The organism is Nitrospira sp. Kam-Ns4a (genome assembly GCF_965152595.1).
Window position 1 is genome coordinate 315,869 of the sequence record NZ_OZ224218.1, and the last position, 21,446, is coordinate 337,314.

At 70.6% G+C, this 21,446-nt stretch carries 20 protein-coding genes; all 20 read right to left on the reverse strand.

Features of this window, described 5'->3' with window-relative positions; all coding sequences use genetic code 11:
* Positions 1-26 precede the first annotated feature (26 nt).
* The 20 genes from ACWHYQ_RS01560 to cobN all read right to left on the reverse strand — a co-directional run bounded on the left by ACWHYQ_RS01560 (position 27) and on the right by cobN (position 21,446).
* Entirely contained in the window at positions 27-839 is an 813-nt protein-coding gene (locus ACWHYQ_RS01560; protein WP_447974012.1) for a hypothetical protein, read from the reverse strand.
* A gap of 22 nt (positions 840-861) precedes the next feature.
* Positions 862-1,866: a response regulator gene (locus tag ACWHYQ_RS01565; protein WP_447974013.1), complete on the reverse strand. Its 1,005-nt coding sequence runs from the start codon at positions 1,864-1,866 to the stop codon at positions 862-864.
* Between the two features lie 19 nt (positions 1,867-1,885).
* Complete coding sequence (locus ACWHYQ_RS01570) at positions 1,886-2,338, reverse strand: chemotaxis protein CheW (RefSeq protein WP_447974014.1); 453 nt, start codon at positions 2,336-2,338, stop codon at positions 1,886-1,888.
* Positions 2,307-3,020, reverse strand: a complete 714-nt coding sequence (locus ACWHYQ_RS01575) for a chemotaxis protein CheW (RefSeq protein WP_447974015.1) — start codon at positions 3,018-3,020, stop codon at positions 2,307-2,309. The genes ACWHYQ_RS01570 and ACWHYQ_RS01575 overlap by 32 nt, the downstream gene beginning before the upstream one ends.
* A gap of 46 nt (positions 3,021-3,066) precedes the next feature.
* Positions 3,067-5,916, reverse strand: coding sequence for a hybrid sensor histidine kinase/response regulator (locus ACWHYQ_RS01580; RefSeq protein ID WP_447974016.1), 2,850 nt, complete (start codon positions 5,914-5,916; stop codon positions 3,067-3,069).
* A 16-nt stretch (positions 5,917-5,932) separates the two neighbouring features.
* Positions 5,933-7,804, reverse strand: a complete 1,872-nt coding sequence (locus tag ACWHYQ_RS01585; protein ID WP_447974017.1) for a HAMP domain-containing methyl-accepting chemotaxis protein — start codon at positions 7,802-7,804, stop codon at positions 5,933-5,935.
* A 41-nt stretch (positions 7,805-7,845) separates the two neighbouring features.
* Positions 7,846-8,331 (reverse strand): chemotaxis protein CheW, encoded by a 486-nt coding sequence (locus tag ACWHYQ_RS01590; protein ID WP_447974018.1) that lies wholly within the window; start codon positions 8,329-8,331, stop codon positions 7,846-7,848.
* 36 nt (positions 8,332-8,367) lie between these two features.
* On the reverse strand, positions 8,368-8,730 hold the full coding sequence (locus tag ACWHYQ_RS01595; RefSeq protein WP_447974019.1) for a response regulator transcription factor: 363 nt from the start codon (positions 8,728-8,730) through the stop codon (positions 8,368-8,370).
* 42 nt (positions 8,731-8,772) lie between these two features.
* Positions 8,773-9,504, reverse strand: coding sequence for a Tll0287-like domain-containing protein (locus ACWHYQ_RS01600; RefSeq protein WP_447974020.1), 732 nt, complete (start codon positions 9,502-9,504; stop codon positions 8,773-8,775).
* Between the two features lie 253 nt (positions 9,505-9,757).
* Positions 9,758-10,876: a threonine-phosphate decarboxylase CobD gene (cobD, locus tag ACWHYQ_RS01605; protein ID WP_447974021.1), complete on the reverse strand. Its 1,119-nt coding sequence runs from the start codon at positions 10,874-10,876 to the stop codon at positions 9,758-9,760.
* Positions 10,870-11,829 carry an adenosylcobinamide-phosphate synthase CbiB gene (gene cbiB, locus ACWHYQ_RS01610; protein ID WP_447975504.1) on the reverse strand — a complete coding sequence of 320 codons (960 nt, stop codon included), beginning with the start codon at positions 11,827-11,829 and terminating at the stop codon, positions 10,870-10,872. Before cbiB ends, cobD begins: the two co-directional genes overlap by 7 nt.
* Entirely contained in the window at positions 11,820-12,626 is an 807-nt protein-coding gene (locus ACWHYQ_RS01615; protein WP_447974022.1) for an adenosylcobinamide-GDP ribazoletransferase, read from the reverse strand. Before ACWHYQ_RS01615 ends, cbiB begins: the two co-directional genes overlap by 10 nt.
* A gap of 24 nt (positions 12,627-12,650) precedes the next feature.
* The gene (gene cobT / locus ACWHYQ_RS01620) at positions 12,651-13,715 is read right to left on the reverse strand and encodes a nicotinate-nucleotide--dimethylbenzimidazole phosphoribosyltransferase (protein WP_447974023.1); all 1,065 of its coding nucleotides are present in this window, start codon (positions 13,713-13,715) and stop codon (positions 12,651-12,653) included.
* Positions 13,716-13,759: 44 nt separating this feature from the next.
* Positions 13,760-14,359, reverse strand: a complete 600-nt coding sequence (gene cobU, locus ACWHYQ_RS01625) for a bifunctional adenosylcobinamide kinase/adenosylcobinamide-phosphate guanylyltransferase (RefSeq protein ID WP_447974024.1) — start codon at positions 14,357-14,359, stop codon at positions 13,760-13,762.
* A gap of 34 nt (positions 14,360-14,393) precedes the next feature.
* The gene (locus ACWHYQ_RS01630; protein ID WP_447974025.1) at positions 14,394-14,981 is read right to left on the reverse strand and encodes a cob(I)yrinic acid a,c-diamide adenosyltransferase; all 588 of its coding nucleotides are present in this window, start codon (positions 14,979-14,981) and stop codon (positions 14,394-14,396) included.
* Between the two features lie 23 nt (positions 14,982-15,004).
* On the reverse strand, positions 15,005-15,184 hold the full coding sequence (locus tag ACWHYQ_RS01635) for a cysteine-rich CWC family protein (RefSeq protein ID WP_447974026.1): 180 nt from the start codon (positions 15,182-15,184) through the stop codon (positions 15,005-15,007).
* Complete coding sequence (cobO, locus tag ACWHYQ_RS01640) at positions 15,184-15,780, reverse strand: cob(I)yrinic acid a,c-diamide adenosyltransferase (RefSeq protein WP_447974027.1); 597 nt, start codon at positions 15,778-15,780, stop codon at positions 15,184-15,186. The genes ACWHYQ_RS01635 and cobO overlap by 1 nt, the downstream gene beginning before the upstream one ends.
* A 73-nt stretch (positions 15,781-15,853) precedes the next feature.
* Positions 15,854-16,570 (reverse strand): hypothetical protein, encoded by a 717-nt coding sequence (locus ACWHYQ_RS01645; RefSeq protein WP_447975622.1) that lies wholly within the window; start codon positions 16,568-16,570, stop codon positions 15,854-15,856.
* Positions 16,504-17,628 (reverse strand): ATP-binding protein, encoded by a 1,125-nt coding sequence (locus tag ACWHYQ_RS01650; protein ID WP_447974028.1) that lies wholly within the window; start codon positions 17,626-17,628, stop codon positions 16,504-16,506. The genes ACWHYQ_RS01645 and ACWHYQ_RS01650 overlap by 67 nt, the downstream gene beginning before the upstream one ends.
* Positions 17,628-21,446: a cobaltochelatase subunit CobN gene (gene cobN / locus ACWHYQ_RS01655; protein ID WP_447974029.1), complete on the reverse strand. Its 3,819-nt coding sequence runs from the start codon at positions 21,444-21,446 to the stop codon at positions 17,628-17,630. The genes ACWHYQ_RS01650 and cobN overlap by 1 nt, the downstream gene beginning before the upstream one ends.

Genomic DNA, 21,446 nt, shown 5'->3' on the forward strand with positions numbered 1-21,446 from the left:
CTGACGGCTGAGGCGAGGAGCCGACCTCACTCGGCCGTGGTATGCACATGGGCTTCCGCCATGGACAGCAGCGCGTCCAACCGGGTCTGGACCGCCGCGACCCTTTGTGGGGGGACGGTAATCCGCCCGGCTGCTGCAATCCGGACGAAGGACCGGAGCCCGTGGAGGAAGGTTTGAATGGCCGTCGCCCCGACCTCGCCTGCCGCCGACTCTATCAGCTCGATCTCCTGAAGCACCGTCTCGGCACAGGCGGCGGCCCCGGCGCCTTCGCCGATGGCCCCCTGGAAGGCCGCGAGCGCCTGCCGGAGTGCCGGCAGGCGGGCCTGGACCTCGGTCAACAGGTGCCGATTGCGCTGCTCCCACTCGTCGAGGCGGCGCATCACGACCGGCTCGGGCTCCGCGGCCGCCGCTTCCTCATGCGGCGCGGACCGGTCACGGTCTGCTACGACGGTCGGAGCCCCTGATGCCGCACCAGTCCTCGGAACCGTCCCGGACTCCACCAGCCGCGCCATGGCAGACTGGAGCGCACTCACCCCCCTCTTCAGCGTGTCGAAAGCCGGCGACGAGGCGGGCTCCAACTCCACCTGCAACGCTTCCACGAGCGGGAGCAGGGCGAACGCCGCCTGCTCGATCGTCGGCTGCTCGACCGTCGCCGCCGAGCCGCCGAGATTCATCAAGGCCCGCTGGATGGTCGCGAACACCCCGGCCAGTCTGCCGGGCTCGCTGCAGCCTTCCAGCTCATGCAGGGCGGCCTCAAGCTGGTCCAGCCACTCCCGGGCCTCGAGGGCGAAGAGCTCCAGCACTTCGTCGAGAAAGGCGTCATCCGGTGAAGCAGCCATGGCGTGGTGCCCCAGTCCGTCTCTATGCTACTCCTGGGTCGTCGTCCCGGGCAGGCCCCTCCATGAGGAGCGGCCGGTCGCCTTCGGGCCAGAGCGAGGCGAGCCGCGCGATTTCCGCCAGCCGTCCCGCGAGCTCCCGTTCCCGGCTGCGGAGCCGGTCCAAGACGCGCTCCGTGTCCGCAAGCCGCTCCCGAAGCGCGGTCAGCTCCTCCAGCTCCCACGTGCGCTCGGCCGGCTCATCCTCCCTGATCGGCCTGGCCCGTTCCTCCGCCAGCGCCGCCTCGAGGGCGGCGACTTGGCCCGTCAGGTGCTCTGTGCGGGCCTGTGCTTCCGCCAAGGCCGTCTCAAGCTGCCCCGCACGATGCTCGACCGCTCGCAGCTCGCCGATCCGGCTGTGCAGCTCGACAATCTTAGCCTGCGCCTCGGCTAACGCCGTCTGCATCTCCTCCACCGTTTCCAGACGTCGCCTGAGATCCGTGGACCGCGCCTGCTCGTCCGCCAGGGCGGCTTCCAACTCCCGGATCCTCGCCGACGCCTGGCGAAAGGCCTGGAGCTGCCCCTCCGTGATCCGGTACACCTTGGGGGCGACGGGCGGCGGGGCCGGCTCCCTAGCCACCACGGCCCCGCCCGGTTGAACGACCGGGGCTGGCGGCGACTCTTGCGGTTTGGCGAGCAGGGCGAGCACCTGATCACGCAGGCTCGTGCCCTGGAACGGCTTCTTGACCACCCCGTCGGCGCGGCAGGAGACCGCCTGGCGAGTCACCTCCTCGTTGACGATGCCGGTGATCAGGAGGACCCGCGTGTCGGCCAACCGCGGATCGCTGCGAACGTAAGCGCAGACGTCGTACCCGCTGCGATCGGGCATGATGACGTCCGAGATGACGAGATCCGCCCGGTCCTTGGCCAGCCACGCCAGCGCTTCCTCCCCGCTGGCCACGAACACCACGTCGAGCCCCGCCTCGGCAAGCTGGCGCTCGGCCACCTTCCGGACCGTGATGCTGTCGTCGGCGAACAGGATCTTCGGCATACAGTCCCCGGTCCGAGCCTCAGCCGGCCTCGCCCAACGCCGCGAGAGAATAGAGCAGCACGTCCTGTCCTCCGATCGGGCAGACACCCAGACAATCGGGGTCCGGCGAGGCCGCCGGCCGGACGGCGGCCAACTCGACGGCGTGGATCGTCGGCAGGTCCGGATCAATCCGCAGGGCCAACGGCCCCCGGCGGTGGCGCGCGACCAGACAGAGCGACGCCTCCCCTTCCACCTGCACGCCGAGCCGCGCCGCCAAGTCGTACACCGGCAGAACCTCCTCGCCGTACCGCAGCAAGGCGTTGACGTAGGGGGTGTCGCTGGGGACCGGCATGGCCTCGGCCCACGGCCTCACGCCGCCGACCTCCTCCACCCTGGTCGCCAGCCGGCGCCCTCCAACCGAGAACAGGACGACGGCGCAGGTCTTCGGCGCCGCCGGGGTCTCAGATTTCAGCCCACGGAGCGTCTTCCCCATCGGTTGCTTCCTCGAGCACGATTCCGTCCAACGCCTCCACGCCGGCCGCCTCGGACCGCCAGCCAAGCCGGTCTGCAGGTTGGTCCGCAGGTCGGTCCAGTGGACGGGACGTCGCGCCGCCGGCCGCCGGCTCGCTCGCTCCCGTCGCGGTCGCAGCCAGCTCCAGAACGGGCTGGGCAGCCTCGGCTTCCACTGGCTGCCCCTCCCCTTCGCCAACCGGCGCGGCCTCGATCCAGGTGCCGGAGCGAGCCACCCCACCCTCGTGCTGCTCCAGACCCCAGGGGTTGATCACGAGGGCAAGCCCGTCGCCGAACAGGAACAGGCCGGCAAACCGTTCTCGCTCGGAACCCGAAAAGTGGGCGGGCAAGGGACGGATCGCCTGGGGTTCGACCTCCGTCAGCCCCAGCACCTCGTCCACGTCGAACCGCTCGGCGTGAGTGCCGGTCCCCACCAGGATCACGCTGCCGGAGCGTGCCGGGACGTCGCGATGCAGCCCAAGCCTGGTCCCCAAATCAGCGACGAGCCCATGGTCCGGCGGGCCGGGTGCAGCCTCCTCCGGCAGGCGGAGACCGCGCACGGCCTCAGCGGGGAAGGCAAACTGGCTCCGCCCGCAGGCCACGACGAGGAACTGCCGCGGCCCCGACGGCGCAGGCCCAGCCTCTGACCGACCCCGGAGGCTCATAGACGGACGCGCAGCCTTGCGCGCTCCCCCGTGACAGCTCGTGCGTTCACGCCCGGACTCCCGCCGCCCCTCCGATGCGCTGCTCGACCTCCTGGATCAACGCGCGTTCCTCCACGGGTTTGGTGACATACCCGGAGGCGCCCATGCTGAGGGCCATCTGTCGGTGCTTCTCCGCCGCGCGTGTGGTCATCACGAGAATCGGCGTCGCTTTCGTCCGCGGCCGCTCGCGGAGCGCCTGAATGACCTCGTACCCGTTGAGCTTAGGCATCTCCAGATCCGTGATGATCAGGCGATAGAGTCCCTCGGAGGCCTTGCGCAAACCATCCTCCCCGTCGACAGCCGTGTCCACCCAATAGCCGGCGCCCTCCAGCATGCGCCCGACGAACTTGCGGACGCTCAGCGAATCGTCAATCAAGAGCAGGCGCGGCACCGTGCCCGGCGCCTCCCCGACCGCCTCGGGGAACCCGTCGCCCGCCTCGGGCCCGACCAACGCCGCAGGCGGTGTGCCGGCCAAGGCTTCGACCGACCGGCCGGCCGCCAGGAGCCGGGCCGGATCGAGGACGAGCACCACGCCGCCCTCGGGATCGAGCGTCGCCCCGGCAAAGGGCGACTCTCGCAAGAGGCGGAGCGACCCCAGCGGCTTGATCACGATCTCCTGCTGTCCCAGGAGGTCGTCCACCGCCAACCCCGCCAGCCCCGTGGCTGTCCGCACGATCACGACCGGCGACGCCACGGAGGAGGCCGCCGGCGCCTGCCCCAACAGAGCGGCCAGCGTCTTGACCTCGACCGTCTGCTCCCCAACCTGGAGCACCATCCGGCCGGCGACGTCCTGCAGGACCCCAGCCTGCGGCTGGACGACCTCGCGGATGCTGGAGAGCGGCACCGCATACCGTTGCTCCCCGACCCGCACGAGCAAGGCCGCGGTGATGAGCAGGGTCAGCGGCAGCGTCAACGTAAATTTTGTCCCGACCCCCGGCTCGGTCTCGATGGAGATGTGGCCGCTCATCGCCTCGATCGCCCGCTTGACCACGTCGAGCCCTACGCCCCGGCCCGCCTGGTCTCCGACCGACTCCGCAGTCGAGAAGCCGGGCAGGAAGATCAGCTTGATCGCCTCGGCCTCAGGGAGGCTCCCGGCCAGCTCCGGCCGGAGCACCCCCAGCGCGACGGCCCTGGCCGTGATTTTCTGCAGATCCAGCCCGGCCCCGTCATCCTCCACCTCGATGACCACCGTGTTGCCCCGGTGCGCCGCGTGCAGGTAGACGGTCCCCATCGCCGGCTTCCCCTTCGCGAGCCGGACCGCGGGCGACTCGATGCCGTGCGCGACCGCGTTCCGGACCAGGTGCACGAGCGGATCCACCAACCGCTCCACCACACCTGTATCCACCTCGGTCCGTTCGCCTGAGGTCACGAGGGTCACCTCCTTGCCCGTCGCCCGCGCCATCTCCCGGACCGCCCGGCGGAACCGCGTAAACGGCGTGCCGATGGGGACCATCCGGGCGCGCGCGATCTCGTCCCGCATACCGAGGCTGAGGTGGTGGAGCTGGCCCATGTCCTCCCGCGCCTTGCGGATGGAGACATTGAGCTGGGCCATGGACTCGGCGACGTCGGCCGAGACCTCGGCGATGCGGCGGGCCAGGATGTTCACGTCGTCGTATTGGTCGAATTCCAGGCTGCCGAAGGCTGCCGTGATCGGCAGGCTCGGCAGCGCGGCGCCTTCTGCCGCGGCCTGGGGCAGCGTGAAGGCGTGTTTCTCCTCGAACGTCCGCACGCAGTCGAGCATCCGCCGCTTGCACGCCAGCACCTGCTGGGAGAGCTGCTCCAGCCCACGGATCCGCTGCTCCAGCCGGCCCCGGCTGATGACCAGCTCGCCGACGAGGTTGAGCAGCCGCTCGAGCCGCTCGCGGCTGACGCGGATGACCGCGCCCTCGACGCGGTCGCCCGACGGCGCCAGTCGGCTGGCTGGCTCCTCTGGCCGGGCCGCCGCATCCCGCCCGACGGGCTCCGCCGCGACGGCAGGGAGCGGAGCGGGCGCCGGCCCACCGTGGACGGCCTGCGCCGGCGCGGGCTCCGCGCCCGGCTCGATTCCCTTCAACCGCGCCAGGATGGCGGCGAAATCCCGCCGCGTCTCGCTCAGCTTCCGCTCGTCGCGCCGCATGAGCAGCCGAATCACGTCCACCACGCGGAAGATCAGGTCCGCCAGCGCCGGAGTCATGCCCATCCGCCCCTCGCGAATGGCGCCCATCAAGTCCTCGACATGGTGGATCAGATCACCGATCGCGGTGAACCCCACCGTGTAGGCCGAACCTTTCAACGTGTGCGCCGTGCGGAAGAGCTGCTGGATTGTGTCGGGGTCCTCACCGTGAGTGTCCAGCTTGAGCAGGGCCGTCTCGATCCCGTCCAGATACTCCTGGGCCTCGGGCGCGAAATAGGAGAAGACCTCGGGGTCCAGATGGGGGAGGAGATACGAGTCGGGGAAGGCCTCTGCCGCGGCTGCCGGCTCCACGGCGGGCCCACGCGCCGGCTCGGAGCCCGTCGCCCGAGGGGGCTCGTCCGCGTCTTCGCCGCCGGTCCGCGCGACACAGTCCAGCCGTGCCCGGATGGCCTCCGCCAGCTTACGCATGCGGGCGACGCGCGTTGGCCAGTCCGGGCCCGACGGATCGGGGAGCGCGTCGAGCAGGTGCTCCAATTCCTCGGCCAGGCCCGCCGTGACGGAAAACCCGTAAAGGGCAGCGGAACCCGACAGCGTATGGGCGTGCAGGTAGGCGTCGCGGAGGCTGCCGGGCGGCGGCAGCGCGCCGCCCTCGGGGTGCAGGGCCGCGGTGATCCGGCCGATCCCCTCCGCCGCCTCTGCCAGGAACACACCGATCAGGGAGTCCCGATGGGAATCCGTGCCCATAGTTCCTGAGCTGAGGTCAGGCGACCTTAAACTGGGCGACCGAAGCGCGCAGGCCCTCGGCCAGCTTAGCCATCTCTTCCACGGTCAGTCGGGTCTCCTCCGCGGCCTTCTGGGTCGAGGCGGCGCCCCGGGTGATCTCCTTGATGGACCGGCCAACCTCCTCGGTCGCCTCGGTCTGTTGCAGCGACGACTGGGCGATCACCTGAGCCAGCTCCGCCGACCGCTGGGCGATGCGGGAGATCTCTTGGAACACGTCGCCGGTCTTCAGCGCGGAGGCCGAGCCGGCCTCCACCGCCTGCGTCTCGTGCTCCATCGCGATGACCGCCTCCTGGGTCTCGGTCTGGATCATCTTGACCAGGTCGGCAATCTCCTTGGTCGCCTGGGTCGAGCTCTCCGCGAGCTTCCGCACCTGATCTGCGACGACCGCGAACCGCGCCCCGGCTTCCCCGGCGCCGGCCGCCTCGATCGCCGCGTTCAGCGCAAGCAGGTTCGTCTGCGCGGCGATCTCGCGGATGGTGGAGACGATCTGGGAGATCTCCAGCGACCGGTCGCCGAGCCCCTTCACCTGCTTGGCCATCCGCTGCACCGCGACGCGGATGCTCTGCATGTCCTGCACGGTCTCCTGCACCGCGGTGCGGCCCCGTTCGGTCGCCGTCAGGGTCTGCCGCGCGCTCTCGGAGGACGCCCCGGCGGTCTCGGCCACCTGCCGCATCGCGCGGGTGAGGCCTTCCACCGCCTCCAGGGTCCGATTGGATTCCTCGGTCTGGCGCTGCGCCGTGCCGGCCATCTGGCTTGCGGCCTCCCGCAGCGTGCCGGCCGACTCGTTGACACGCTCAGCCGAATCCCGGACCTGCCGCATGAGCTGGCCCACCCGCTCCAACATGAGGTTGAACGCATCCGCCAGGTTGCCGAACATGTCGGCTGTGACCTCGCCGCGCTTGGTCAGGTCGCCCTTGCTCACCTCGGACACCAGAACCAGGAACTCCATCAGGCGCCGCTGCAACTGGTTCCGCTCATCCTCGGTCTGGACCAGCTTCGTGATCCGATCCAGCATGGTGTTGAACGCCGCGGCCATCTGGCCCAGCTCGTCCTTGCCCTCCAGGCGGGCCCGGGCCTGCAGCCGGCCGGCCGCAGCCTGGGCGGCGACCTCCGCGATGTGCGTCACGCCCGTCGCGAACAGCCGGGCCAGCGCGTAGCCGATCCCCAACCCGAGGACGATCGCGACCAGCGCGCCGACCACCATGAGGCGCGTGCGGTCCGCCGCCACGACCTGCCCCGCCTCATTGAGGTCCCTGGCGACCTCCCGGACGGTGTTCAACAGCGCGCGCACCCGCTGGGTCGCCTCGCTGTACTTGCCGGCGACCTCCACGGAGATCGCCAGCGTCCCCAGGTCGCGCATCAGCGTCTGTTGCTCCGCGCTCAGGCTGGGCGAAAAGCTGTCGGTCAGGGCGCTGATCGCGCCCTCCGTCGCCGCGAAGTAGGCGTCTAGGCTCGCGGCGAGCGCCTGGTACTCCTTGGCCTCGTCCCCGCCGCTCCTCGAGACGTGCATCTCGCCCGCGGCGTAGAGCGCCAGCGGTGCGAGCGTCTTGCTCTTCAGATCCGGCAGGCCCTGGATCGCTTCGTCGAAGTCCGCCTTGCGGGTCATGCGGCCCGCCCGCAGGACGGCGTCGTGGTAGAGGCCGAGGTTGCTGCTGACCGTCCCGAGGTTGGCCAGGGCCACGGTCGAGTTCGCATACACGCTCTGCAACTGCTTGCCGAGGTCGCGGAGCCCGAGCACGCCGACGTACCCCACCGCCACGATGATGGCGCCGACGGCTGCGAAGCCCAGCATCAGCTTCGTCTGCGTCTTCAGATCACGAAACCTCTGGCGGAATCCGCGCAGCCCCATGGCTTCCCTCCATTCCACGCGAGGCGGATCGTCCCACTCGCTCAGTCCACGTCCCGTTTGTCCACACTGGCCAGCAAGGTGGGCACCTCGACCACTCCGCCCATCTGGCCGTCCATCTTCAGGAGCGCGGAGAGGAACGCCTGCGGGCCCCTCCCCTCCCGCGACGGCACCGGCAAGAGGTCCTCCTTCCGCGCGGTCCGGAGCTCCGGCACCGTGTCCACCAGCACGCCCGCGACCTGCGCCCCGTGCCGGATGACGACCGCGACGCACGGCGGCGGCCCTGTGACCGGCAGCCCGACCACCAGCCTGAGGTCCACGAGCGGCATGACGACGCCCCGGAGGTTCGTGACCCCGACCAGTGCCGGCGGCATCCCGGGCACCGGAGTGATCGTCTCGACGACGAACACTTCCTGAACGTGCCGAAGGTCCACGGCGAGCAATTCCCCCGCCACGCTGATCAGGCAGACCTGGAGCGCCGATTCCCGCTGCACCCCAGACGGTTGGGCCGACGCCAGGGACTGGTCCACGGGCTCCTCACAGACGGCCGAGCCGGCAGGACCGGGTCAGGCGAGCGCCTTCTTGATCGCCGCCAGGAGGTCCTCCGCCCTAAAGGGCTTGACGACGTACCCGTTCGCCCCCTGCTGCTGTCCCCAGAACTTGTCGCTGTCCTGGCCCTTCGACGTGCACAGGACGAGTGGGATCCGCTTGAACCGGTCGTCGTTCTTCAGATCCCGGCACACCTGGTACCCGTTCCGCCCGGGCATGACCACATCCAGCAGGATGAGATCCGGCTGGTCCACGACCAGCTTCTCCTCCAGCTTCTCGGCGCTGTTGTAGGTGACGACCGTGTAGTTGGCCGCCTTCAAGTAGGACGTGATCAACTGCGCGTCCGCGTTCGAGTCCTCGACCACGACGATCTTGCTCATTGCCGTTGAACCTCCCTCGCCTCAACCCGCAGTTCCACTGCGCTACCGGACCGGCAGCACGAGGCTGATCGCCCCGGCCAGGTCCCCTTCCTTGTACCCTTCCTTCTTCATCCCGGTGATGTCGCGCTCCCCCTTGGGTTCGCCGTGGCAGACGAGGCAGCGGGCGCCGGCGTACTCGGGAGCCATCATGCGCAGGACCGGCTTCCCGTCCATGACCACGGTCTTGCTGTATCCCTGACCCTTCGGATAGCGGGGATCGGCAAACATCTGCAGCACCTCCGCCTCGAAGGGGTCGGGCTTGTTCCCGGGATAGCGGTAGTCGAGCGCGGTCAGCTTCACGCGGATGCCGGTCCGCTGGGCGAACTTTTCGCCGGTCTTCCGCCCCCAGACCGCGGGGATGAATCCTTTGAACCCCACGCCGCGTTTGTTGATCACGGGCTGGTACTCGGCGACGACCTCCTTGCCCGCTTCCAGAAGGGTGAGCAGCAGTCTGGCCTGCGGCACCCCTGACGGCCGCGACAGGTCAATCCCGGTGGTTTCCCGGTATTTCTTGATAATCTGGTCTGCCAGAAAGTCGGAGGTGAACCCCTTCTCGCCTCTGGTGGGATCGTTGATCAGGTCCTGGTGGGCGGACACGACGCTGCGGCCAGCCTGGATCAGCTTGATCAGCAGCTCGCCCGTCTCCACGTCGGTTGCCGCCGGCGCCGGTCCCGCGGCCAGCATGACGGTGAGACAGGCTCCAACACCCTGCCAGGTTGCCATGCGGATGTTCATGGTGGCCTCCCTCGTCACATGCGTCCATCCTCAGCGTGAACCAGACTCCCTGCACCGAGATAGGGGGGCAGTCGTCTCTCTGGGTATTCTTTCTCTCGCTCACGGTCACGCCAACGTGAGGGCAGCCCGATCCGAGATCAGCTCACCCGAGGCATAAGCCTATGCCCGCCCCTCCGAGGTGTCAAGCAAAACACTGTTTGAGAACAAGGGGTTGAGGAGGATCGCGCCATCGCGCGGCGGAGTCCAGCCTCAGTCAGGGCTGACGCCCGCGGGTCAGGCTCAACAGCGGCAGGAGCCCGGCGAGCAACCGCCGGTTTTCGGCCCGGCTCCGGATGGCGATGCGAACGGTGCGCTCGTTGAGACCGGGGATCGCGGAACAGTCCCGGATCAGCAGCCCGTCACGGCGGAGCAGGGAAGCGACCCGCGCCGCCTTCAGGCCGGACGGCAACTCGAGCAGCAGGAAGTTGGCCGCGGCGGGAAAGACGGTGAGCCCGGGCGCCGCCGACAGTCGGCGCATGAGCCAGGCCCGCTCTCTCCGCACCAGGGCGAGGCTGCGTTTGGCATGCACGCGGTCCTCGAGCGCTGCTCGGGCGGCCGCCTGCGCCGGATGGTTGACGGACCAGGGAGGCTGCCGGCGCCGGAGCCGCTCAACCACCGCCGGGCGGGCGGCCAGGTAGCCGATTCGAAGCCCGGGAAGCGCGAAGAACTTTGTAAACGACCGGAGCAGCACCAGCCGTGGCTCAGCCTGCAGGCAGGGCAGAACCGACCGCTCCTCGCAATAGTCCACGAACGTCTCGTCCACGACCGTCCACAGTCCGCGACGCGCAGCAGCCCGCGCGATCCGTCCGACCGCTTCCGCCGGCAGGGCCTGGCCGGTGGGGCTGTTGGGGTTGCAGAGAAAGACCGCATCGAGCCGCGGCCTCGCCGTTCGGGCACGGCCAATGGCCGTCAGAATCCGGTCGCACGGCGGCCGGTACAGGTCGGCCCGATCGGCGTTCACGCGGGTCACCGCTCCGCCGGCGGCGGTGACCGCCCGCTCGTATTCGGAGAACGTCGGCCCGACGATGAGCGCATGGCGGACGGGCAGGGCCAGCGGGAGGAGCGCGATCAGCTCGCTGGATCCGTTCCCAACCGCGAACCAGTCCGCCGGCAGGTCGTGGCGCTTGGCCAGGGCATCCCGCAACGCGCTGCAGGTCGGGTCCGGATAATGGACGATGTCCTTCAGCGAGGACGAGAGCGCGCGCCGCGCCCCCGGGGAAGGTCCCAGCGGATTGATGCTGGCGCTGAAATCCAGGATGGTCCGCAGCGGCCGCCCGATCTCCCGCGCAGCCGCGTGGATGTCGCCCCCATGGCGGTCCTGGCGGCTCACCACGGCAATACCCACAGGGCGAGCGCGAGGGCGAGGCCGGCCGCCGTCCACATCAGCCGCAGGGCCTGCTCGATGTGGCGCGGCCGGAGCGGCTCCAGCGGCTCCCCGAGCCGGGGCCGCTCGACCGCCAGGCCCTCGTACGTATTGATCCCGCCGAGCTGGACGGCCAAAGCGCCCGCCATGGCCGCCTCCGGACGCCCGCTGTTGGGGCTCGGATGCTTGTGCCCGTCCCGCCGAAGCACCAGCCAGGCCCGCCGCAGCGGCTGCGCGGAACCTGAGACGAGCCCGGCGGCCAGCACCAGCAACCCCGCGGTCAGCCGGGCCGGGATCCAGTTGGCGAGGTCGTCCAGGCGGGCGGAGGCCCAGCCGAAGTGCCGGTAGCGCGGCTCGCGATGCCCGACTATGGAATCCAACGTGCTCACCGCTTTGTACGCCAGGGCCAGCGGGGGCCCCCCGACCGTGAGGTAGAAGAGCGGCGCGACGACACCGTCCGAGGCGCTCTCGGCCACCGTTTCGACCGCCGCCCGCACGACCTCCGGCTCCGGAAGGTCCGCCGTGTCGCGTCCCACGATCAAGCCGACGGCGCGACGCGCCTCCTCCAGCGATCCGGCTTCGAGCGCGCGCCGGGCAGCCCGGGCATGATCGGCCAGGTCGCGCGCGGCCAGCGTCGTCCAGGCGAGGAGGACGGCGGTCACGGATCCGGCCACCTCGTGCGCCCGTCCCGCGAGCCACAGGGCCACCCAGCCGGCCGCATAGGCCAGGCCCGGCAGCCCTAGCGCCAACAGCACTCCGGCCGCGCGCTCGCCGGCCGGCCCCCGCACCACCGGCCTGGCCCAGCCCTCGTACCAGGCGGCGGCGCGCCCCATGGCTCGGACTGGATGGGGCATCCAGCGCGGGTCGCCGGCCAGCAGATCCAGAAGGCAAGCCAGAGCCAGTTCGCGGGCGGTCATCGCCAGCCAAGCAGCATCGGCGCAGCCAGGAGAAACAGGATTTCCGCAACCTCGTTGGTCGCGCCCAGCGTGTCCCCAGTCACTCCGCCGCAGGCGCGCGTCCAGAAGACCGCCTGGGCCTTGCCGGCCAGCGCGGCGACCGCCAGCCCACCCAGGGCACCCACCGGGCCCGCCAGCCAGAGGAGCGCCACGCCGAGCACGAGTGTTCCCGCCAGGACTGCCCGCCAGGACAGGTGACCGAGAAACGGAGCCGCCAGCCCGCCTTCGGCCCGCGCATAGGACGCCGACGCGGCGCCGACGACCATCGCCAGGCGGCCCACCGCCGGCATGCAGACCAGCGCGGGGAGCCGGTCGAGCGGCGGCAGGGCGGCGAGCCCCGCATACCGGAGCCCCAGGGCCAGGACGAGCCCCGTGGCGCCGATCGCCCCGATGCGCCCGTCCCGCATGATCGCCAGACGCTCTTCGGGAGTGCGCCCGCCCGCGAGGCCATCCAGCGCGTCGGCCAGCCCGTCCTGGTGCAGCCCGCGGGTGAGCCCCACGAGCAGGAGGATCAACAGCGCATCCACGACCCCGCGCGCCAACACCGCCGAGAGCAGCCAGTCGCCCGCCGCGAGCCCCGCCCCCAGCAGTAGTCCGACGACCGGATACCAGCCCATGGAGCAAGCCAGCTCCTGCGGCGTCGGATCGTGGTGGCGGTGGCTCAGGGGAATCGCCGTGAGGAACTGCCAGGCGATCACAAAAGAGCGGAAGGGGTAAGGGGTAAGGGGGGCGGCGTTGGAATCCGTTTCCCCGCTACTCTTCATCGCTTCCCCCTGCCCCCGCACCCCTCACTCCTTCCCGTTGTCACGTTCCGACACGCCGGCCTCTTCAAAGGTTGCCATCTCGGTCAGGATCCGGAGCGCGGCCCGAACGAGCCCAATGCCCAGGCAGGCCCCGGTCCCCTCACCCAGCCGCAGGTCCAGGTCGAGCAGGGGCTTCAATCCGAGCCGGTCGAGGGCCGCCTCGTGCCCGCGCTCGGCCGACCGGTGCGAGGCCACCAGATAGGCTCGGCAGCGGGGCTGGAGCCCCACCGCGATCAGGGCCGCGGCCCCGGTGATGAACCCATCGAGCACCACGGGCACGCGGCGCGAGGCCGCGCCGAGGATAAAGCCCGCAAGGCCAGCGATCTCGAAGCCCCCGACCTTAGCGAGCACGTCGAGCGGGTCGCCAGCGTCGGGCTGATGCCGCGCGAGCGCCCGCTCGATTACCGCGACCTTCCGCGCATAGCCCGCGTCGTCCACGCCGGTGCCCCGGCCAGTCACCTCCGCCACCGGGCGCCCGGTCAGCACCGCGGTGATAGCCGCGCTCGGCGTGGTGTTCCCGATGCCCATCTCGCCGGTGCCCAGGAGCCCGATCCCCTCCGCGGCCGCCTCGCCGGCCAGCGCCACCCCGACCTCCAGGGCCTGCACGGCCTGGTCCCGGCTCATGGCGGGCTCGTGCAGGAAGCTCTTCGTCCCGAGAGCGACCTTGCGGGCGAGGAGCCCCGGCAGCGGGCCAAGCTCGGCGGCGACACCGATGTCCACGACGCGGACCGCCGCACCCACGTGGGACGCCAGCACGTTCACGCCCGCACCGCCCCGGAGAAAATTCAGCACCATCTGGGCAGTGACCGCGCTCGGATAGGCGCTAACGCCCTCGGCCGCCACGCCGTGGTCCGCTGCGAAGGTGTACACCGCCGCCCGCGGGAGCTTCGGCTGCGCATCCCGCGTCACCGCCACGTACCAGGCCGCCAGCTCCTCCAGCCGGCCCAGGCTCCCGAGCGGTTTGGTCAACCGATCCAGGCGGGCCTGCGCCCAGCGCCGGGCCTCCTCATCCAGTGGCTCGATCGTGCGAATCGCCTCCTCCAACGTCATGGTGGCCCCTTGGCTACAGGGTTCGTAACCGATGCGCGCGGCCCTCATTTGAGGCGCAGCGCCTGCCCGGCGACGACGAGGTAGACTTCGTCTGCAGCGGCCGCGAGCTGCTGGTTCACCCGGCCCGCCAAGTCCCGAAAGCGCCGGGCGGCCGCGGACATCGGCACCACGCCCCACCCCAGCTCATTCGTGACCAGCACGGTTCGGGCGCGCGTGTCGCGCATTGTGCGCAGGAGATCGGTGACCAGGGTGGGGATCCGTCGCTCGGCCGCCCCTCGCTCGCACAGGTTGCTCAGCCAGAGCGTGATGCAATCGAGCACGATGGCCCGATAGGCCCGCCCGTACTTCTGGAACCAGGCCGCAAGCTCCACCGGGACCTCTTCGGTTTGCCAGCCCGCGTCCCGCTCCGCCCGGTGTCGCCGGATCCGCTCCGCCATCTCCGCGTCGAGCGGCTGTCCAGTCGCCACGAACGCGCGCGCGCTTCCCCGCGGCAGCCCCTCCACCGCCAGGCGTAGGGCCGCCGCGCTCTTCCCCGAGGCCGAGCCGCCGACGACCAGGATCAGCCGGCCCCGCGACGCGGAACGGGGGACGTAGGACGGGGGACGCGGGAAGATAGGCGTCGGCCGTTGGCTCTTCGCAGCCATCACTCGTCACGCGCCCCGCATCACCAGTCCCACGTCATCGTCCAAGGTCCCGCTTCCAGAGAAACTCCGGCTCGCCCTGGGTCTTGGCCACCCAGCGGGCGAGGACAAACAGGGCGTCACTCAGCCGGTTGACGAACTTGATCACCACGGGGTCCACCGGCTCCTCGCGGGCCAGTTTGACGCAGAGTCGCTCGGCGCGCCGGCAGACCGTGCGCGCCTGGTGCAGGAGTGCAGAGACCTTCCCGCCGCCGGGGAGGATGAACTCCTCCAGCGGTGTCAGCTCCTCCTCGCACCGGTCCATGAGCCGCTCCAGCCTGGTCACGTGCTCCTCCGTGACCTGCGGCATGTTCTTAAACGAGTGGCCGGGCGCCGTGGCCAGGATACCGCCGACGTCGAACAGCTTGTTCTGGATCCAGCGCAGCTCCTCCTCCAGCCGCGCGGCTTGGGGAGACGCGGCGGCCGCCTCCGCGTTGAACGCCCGCACCACGCCGATCGTCGCGTTGACCTCATCAATCGTGCCATAGGCCTCCACGCGCAGGCTGTCCTTCCAGACCTGTTGCCCGCCAGCCAGCCGCGTCTGACCCGCGTCTCCCGTCCGAGTATAGACCTTGGTAATGCGCATCGTGCTTCTCCTTGCCGGTCCGGTCAGGCCGTCTCCGGGACGCCCACGACCTGCGGGTCCGAGAGACAGGCCGGGCAGAGGCAGTTCTGAAACCGCGCCTTGATGTGGACCAGTTGGGCCGGCGTCAGGAACACGTCTCGACACCAGCAGGCCCCCACGCCGCAGTCGAAGCCCCGGCCGCAGTGCGCGCAGCGCTTCTCCATCAGAACTCCACCCCCGGCTGGGCCTTGACGCCCTTGCGGAAGGGATGCTTGACCATGCCCATCTCCGTCACGAGGTCGGCGGCGGCCACCAGCTCCGGCTTGGCGCTCCGGCCGGTGACGACCACGTGCTGCATGGGGGGCTTAGCCTGGAGCACCGCAAGGACCTCCGCCAGGGGCAAGTAGTCGTACCGCAACACGATGTTCAGTTCGTCGAGGACGACCATCCGGTAGGCCGGATCTTTGAGATACCGGCAAGCTACCTCCCAGGCGCGCCGCGCGGTCTCGGTGTCGCGCGCCCGGTCCTGCGTCTCCCAGGTAAACCCCTCGCCCAACCGGTGGAACGTCACGAGGTCCGGAAAGACGGCGAGCGCCTGGGCTTCGCCGGTCTCGATCGCCCCTTTGACGAACTGGATCACCGCGACCTTCATCCCATGGCCGACGCAGCGGAGCACCATGCCCATCGCCGCGCTGGTCTTCCCCTTGCCCGCCCCCGTGTGCACGATCAGGAGCCCCTTCTCCAGCTGGGCCGCGGCCTTCCGGCGCTCCACCGACTCCTTGACCCGCTGCTTCTGGCTCCGGTGCTCCTGCTCGTCCACGACTCCTCGCCTCCTTTATTCCCTTAGGCGGTTGACCCGTCCGTCGCAGTACCCAGCCGGGTTACTTGAAGTTTCAATAGCCTGCGGCCCGCCTGACGTCCGGGCGGACCGCCTCGATCCGGATGCGCCCCGCCCCCGCAGCCCCCTGCAGCTCCGCGAGCCTCGCGCACACGAACCCATACCGTCGCGCCCAGCCGGCCATCAGGCCCAGCCGCACCGGGCCCTCCTCTGCATCCAGCAGGATCACCGGCAGGCCTTGCCTGGCCAGCCGCGCGAACTCGGCGGCGACCGCGTCGAGCGGAGGCACCCCGTCTAAGCCCACGTTGCTCCGCCCGTCCGAGACCACCACGATCGCCTGTTGCAGCTCGCGGGTGATGCGGGCTCGGCGTTCCGCCGCCTGCCTCGCCTCCCGCAGCGCCTCCGCCATCGGCGTGCGCCCGCCAACGCGGAGCGTGCGGCGCGCGCCAGCGAAGCTCAGCAAGGCCACCTGGTCCCGCTTGCGATAGGCTGTCTCCAACAGCCCCAGCAGCAATCCCTTGGTCAGCTCCAGGCGCCGCTGGGCGGCCATCGAGCCGCTCGCATCCACGACGAAGAGGTAGAGCCGCTCGCAGAGGGCCTGGCGGAGGGGAATCCGGAAGTCTTCGGGTCTGATCCGGACTCCTGGCCCCCCTGGTGGTCGGCCTGTCACCGCCAGCCGGGCCGCCGCCGCTCTGAGCGTCGCCGCTATGGCAAGGGTGCGGACCGGATGCTCGCTGGGAGGGCTCGCGCCGATAATAGGCCCGTAGGACACCAGGGCAGCGTGGTGCTCGCGGTGCTGCCCCCGTGACGCCCTGGCGGCTCGCGGCGCCGCAGCCGACGCCGGTTGGGGAGGTGCGTCCCGTCCTCCTCTCCCGGCTTGCGGCGATGCGGGAGGGCCATCTGCGCCGCCTCCTCCACATCGGCCTCCGCCACCAGCTCGCGCCCCTCCCAGGCCGCGAGCGCGAGCGCGGTCTTCTGGATGAGGATGTCCGCGCGCAGCCCCTCGACATGGGCCTGTGCACAGAGCTCCGCGATCCGCCGCGGAACGCCCTCGGGCAGCCGCACCCGGGGCAACCGGCTCCGGGCCGCAGCGAGCCGCTGCCGCAAGGACCGCTCTTCCTCTTCCCACCGGCTGAGGAACTTGGCAGGGTCAGCCTCAAACGCAAGCGTCCGCGCCACCACCTCCGCCCGCTGCTCCGGGTCCAGCAGCGTCTCCGCCTCGACGCAGAGCCCGAACCGGTCGAGCAACTGCGGCCGCAGCTCCCCCTCGTCCGGATTCATCGTCCCGATCAGGATGAACCGCGCCGGATGAGAGAGCGAGATGCCCTCGCGCTCCACCGTGTTGATGCCCGAGGCGGCCACGTCCAGCAGGAGGTCCACCAGGTGGTCGGGCAGCAGGTTCACCTCGTCGATGTACAGGAGCCCGCGGTGGGCTCGGGCGAGCAGGCCCGGCTCCCACCGTTTCTCGCCCCGGGTGAGCGCCCCTTCGAGATCCAGCGTCCCCACCACGCGGTCCTGGGTCGCCCCGACCGGGAGCGAGACGAACGGCGTCGGCCGCTCCTCGGTCGCCCCCGGGGTCCCGCGGGCAACGCAGGTCGGGCACCAGCCCTCGGGCGCATCGGGGTCGCAGACCAGCGGGCAGCCGGCCGGCACACTGACGGGGGGCAGCAGATTCGCGAGCGCGCGGGCGGCGGTGGACTTGGCCGAGCCGCGCTGGCCCATGATGAGCACTCCGCCGATCCGCGGGTTGATGGCGGCCGCGAGCAGCGCGCGCTTCATCCGCTCCTGCCCGACCACCGCCGAAAAGGGAAAGACCGACATGGCCCGCATCAATCGCCCTCCTCCGCGCACCCCTGCGCGCCGTCATGCTCCCGTGGCTCCCCACCGCCCCCGGCTCCGCCCGGCCTTCCAGCTCCCTCGAGGTCCAGGTACAGGTCCCGGAGCGCGCCCAGCACGTCTTCCGGCGGGGCCTCCCACAGCTCGCGATCCGCCGCTTCCAGCAGACGCTCGGCCATCCCGCGCAGGGCCCAGGGGTTGACCTCCGCGAGGAACCGCTGGACCTCGGGATCCAGCAGGTAGGCCTTGGCCAGCTCGGTGTACATCCAGTCCGGGATCACGTGGGCCGTCGCGTCATAGCCGAACAGATAGTCCACCGTCGCCGCCATCTCGAAGGCTCCCTTGAAGCCATGCTGCATCATCCCGCGGATCCACTTGGGGTTGACGACCCGCGACCGGAAGACCCGGGCGCATTCCTCCTTCAGATCCCGGACCTTCACCAGGTCCGGCCGCGAAGTGTCGCCGTGGTAGGCCGCCGGATTGCGCCCCGTGAGGGCCCGCACGGTCGCGATCATGCCGCCCTGATACTGGAAATAGTCGTCGCTGTCAAAGAGATCGTGCTCGCGGTTGTCCTGGTTCTGGACCGCGACGCTGATCGCGGCCAGCCGATCCTCGAACAGGGTGAAGGCCTCGACGCCTTCTTCCTCCGCCGTGAAGGCGTAGCCGCCCCAGGTGATGTAGACGCGCGCCAGGTCCTCGTCGGTCTTCCAGTTCCGCTCGTCGATCAGCGGGAGGAGCCCCGCACCGTAGGCGCCGGGCTTGCTCCCGAAGATCCGGTACCGGGCCCGGCGCGCCCGTTCCGCGGCCGGCAGGCCCGGCTCCCGCTCCGCGAGCCTTTGCTCGGTCTCGAGCACGTGGGCCCGCACGTAGTTCTCTTCGGGCGATTCCGGCAGCGCCGCCACCGTCCGGAACGCCTCGTCCAGCAGCCGGATCACGTTCGGGAAGGCGTCCCGGAAGAACCCGCTGATCCGGACCGTCACGTCCACGCGCGGCCGGCCCAGTGCCGCCAGCGGGATCACCTCCACGCTCACCACCCGCCGGTTCTCCCCCTGCCACCGCGGCCGGACGCCCAGCAGGGCCAGGATCTCGGCGATATCGTCCCCGCCGGTGCGCATGTTCGAGGTCCCCCAGACGACGATGCCGACCGACGCCGGGTAGGCCCCCGTCTCCCGCCGATGCCGCTCGAGGAGGGCCTGGGCGGCCTGCTGCCCGACCTCCCAGGCGCTCTCGCTCGGAATCGTCCGGATGTCCACCGAGTAGAAGTTCCGCCCCGTCGGCAGGATCGTCGCCATCCCGCGCGTCGGCGCGCCGCTTGGGCCGGCCGGCACGAACCGCCCTGCAAGCCCGCGGAGCAGGTGCACCAGCTCCTCGTCCACCCGCGCGAGCCGCGGCCAGACCTCGGCGGCGAGGAACGCAAGCGCCCGCGCCGTCCTCGGAGCCGCGCCCTGCAGCAATGCGCGGGCCAAGTCCGGGCCCGCCTCCGGCACAAAGCCTCGCGCTTCCAGCCCCGCCACCAGCCGGAGGGCGAGCTGCTCCAGCCGCTCCAGCAGGTCTCCCTGCGATCGGCAGGGGCCGTTTCCAAGCCCCTGAAGGCAGGGCGGGATCGCCTCCGGCGCGGGCCGGGCGGACTCTGTGAGCAGGGTCCGGTAGTCCAGCCCGAGGTCCTCCGCCAGCGCCCGGAGCAGGCCGGGCACGTCGCCCTGGTCCAGGCGGACGAGGGCGACCAGGAGGTGGTGCAGCGCCTCGCCGGAGGGGAGCCGGCCGAGGACGTGGAGCCCGCCCCGGATCTGGGACTCCTTGATCTGGCAGAGGTAGCCGTCCATGTCGGTGAGGAACCGGTCCAACTCCTCCTCCGCGGGCACCGCCGCGTAATTCAAGTCTCGGTAAATCTCGCTCCGCTGGACCAGCTCGAGGATCCGGCGGACCACGATCGGGCGCTTCTCGGGGTTGAGCGCGCTGACCTGGTAGTACTCGTCCATCAACTGTTCGAGCTTCAGCAGATCCCCGTAGGTCTCCGCCCGGGTCATCGGCGGGATCAGGTGGTCCACGATGACCGCGTGGGCGCGCCGCTTGGCCTGGGTCCCCTCGCCGGGGTTGTTGATGATATAGGGGTAGAGGTTCGGCAGCGGGCCCAGCGCGATCTCCGGGTAGCAGGAAGCGCTGAGCGCCAGGCTCTTGCCCGGCAACCACTCCAGGTTGCCGTGCTTGCCGACGTGGATCACCGCGTCCGCCCCGAACACCTCGCGGATCCACTGGTAGTAGCCCAGGTAGAAATGCGTGGGCGGCAAGTCCGGGCTGTGGTAGATCGCCGCGGAATCCTGCCCGTAGCCGCGCGCCGGCTGGATGCCGACGAAGACCTTGCCGAAGAGCAGGCCCGGGATGGCCAGCCCCCGCCCGTTGTGCAAGTGCCGGCCCGGCGGCGCGCCCCAGCGGGCCGCGAGCCCCGCCTGCACGGAAGCCGGCAGCGCCGCGAACCGGCGGCAGTAACGCTCGTCCGCCAGGGTTCCGACCGCGGCCTCGAGCTGGGCCGCCGTGACGAACTCTTCGTCCTGCGTGCACCGGTCGATCAGCGCGTGCATCAAGGCGTCGCCGCTCTCCGGTAGGGCACCCACATCGTAGCCCTCCGCCGCCAGCCGCCGGAGAATCGCGAGCACGCTCGCCGGCGTGTCGAGGCCGACCCCGTTGCCGATCCGCGCGTTCTTGGACGGGTAGTTCCCGAAGAGGATGGCGACCCGCTTCTCGTGGTTCGGCAGGCGCCGCAGCCGGGCCCAGTTGAGCGCGAGCGCGGCGACTTGGTCCACTCGATCCGGCACCGACCGGTACCGGTGCAGCGACACGTCCAGCGCCTCGCTCCGCGCCGCGCGCTCCTTGAAGGACACCGCGGCGGAGATGATCCGGCCGTCGAACTCGGGCAGCGCCACGCTCATCGCCAGGTCCCGCGGCGAGAGTCCATGGCTGGAGGCCCGCCATGCCTCCGCCGAGCCGGTGCTGAAGGTCGCCTGGATCACCGGCACGTCGAGGCGGGCAAAGGCACTGGCCATCCGATCGTCGAGCTGCGCCATCGTGAAGGCCAGGGTGGAGATCACCGCGTCTACCGCGGGACGACCGTCGCGATCGAGGAAATGCTCGCGGATCGCCAGCGGCATGCCGGTCTCGTCGGTCTCCTTGAGCGAAGGGCAGAAGACGGCAACCGCCTCTGCCCCGCGCGCTCGGATCGCCTGCACCAGCGCGTCCACCGGCTCGAGGTTCCCGGCCATCCAGTGCGCGCGATAGAACAGGAGCCCGATCCGCGCGACGGGCGCGGCGACCGGCGGGCCTGGCGACGCGTAGCGCCCACAGTCCGGGACCGCCGCGGGCGGCGCGGCGCCGTAGCGGGTCCCGAGCAGCGCATCCGCGAGGAACCGGAGGCAGTGCGCCAGGTTGTCCACCCCGCCGTGCGCGAGGTAGGCGGCGGCCCGGGCCAGGACCGCAAGCGGCACCGTGCTGAGCCTCGTGAGGTCGGGATCCAGCTCCCGGTCCCCCGGCAGCGCCAACAACATCCGGCCCTCTCCGCGGCACCGCTGCGCGAGCAGGTCCAGCTCGTCGTGAAAATAGGCGCGGCCGCCGAGGACCCGCGCGACGACGATCCGGGCCGGACCCAACAGGCCATCCAGCGTCCGGCCGACTCCTCCACCTTGCTGCAGCTCCGCCAGATTCCGCGCCCGCACCTTTGGAAATCCCTCCGGGAGCAACCGCACGGCACGATCCAGCGCAAGGATGTCCGTATCCGCCGTCGTGAGAATGAGGATTTCTGGGCCGGTCCTGTCCGTCAT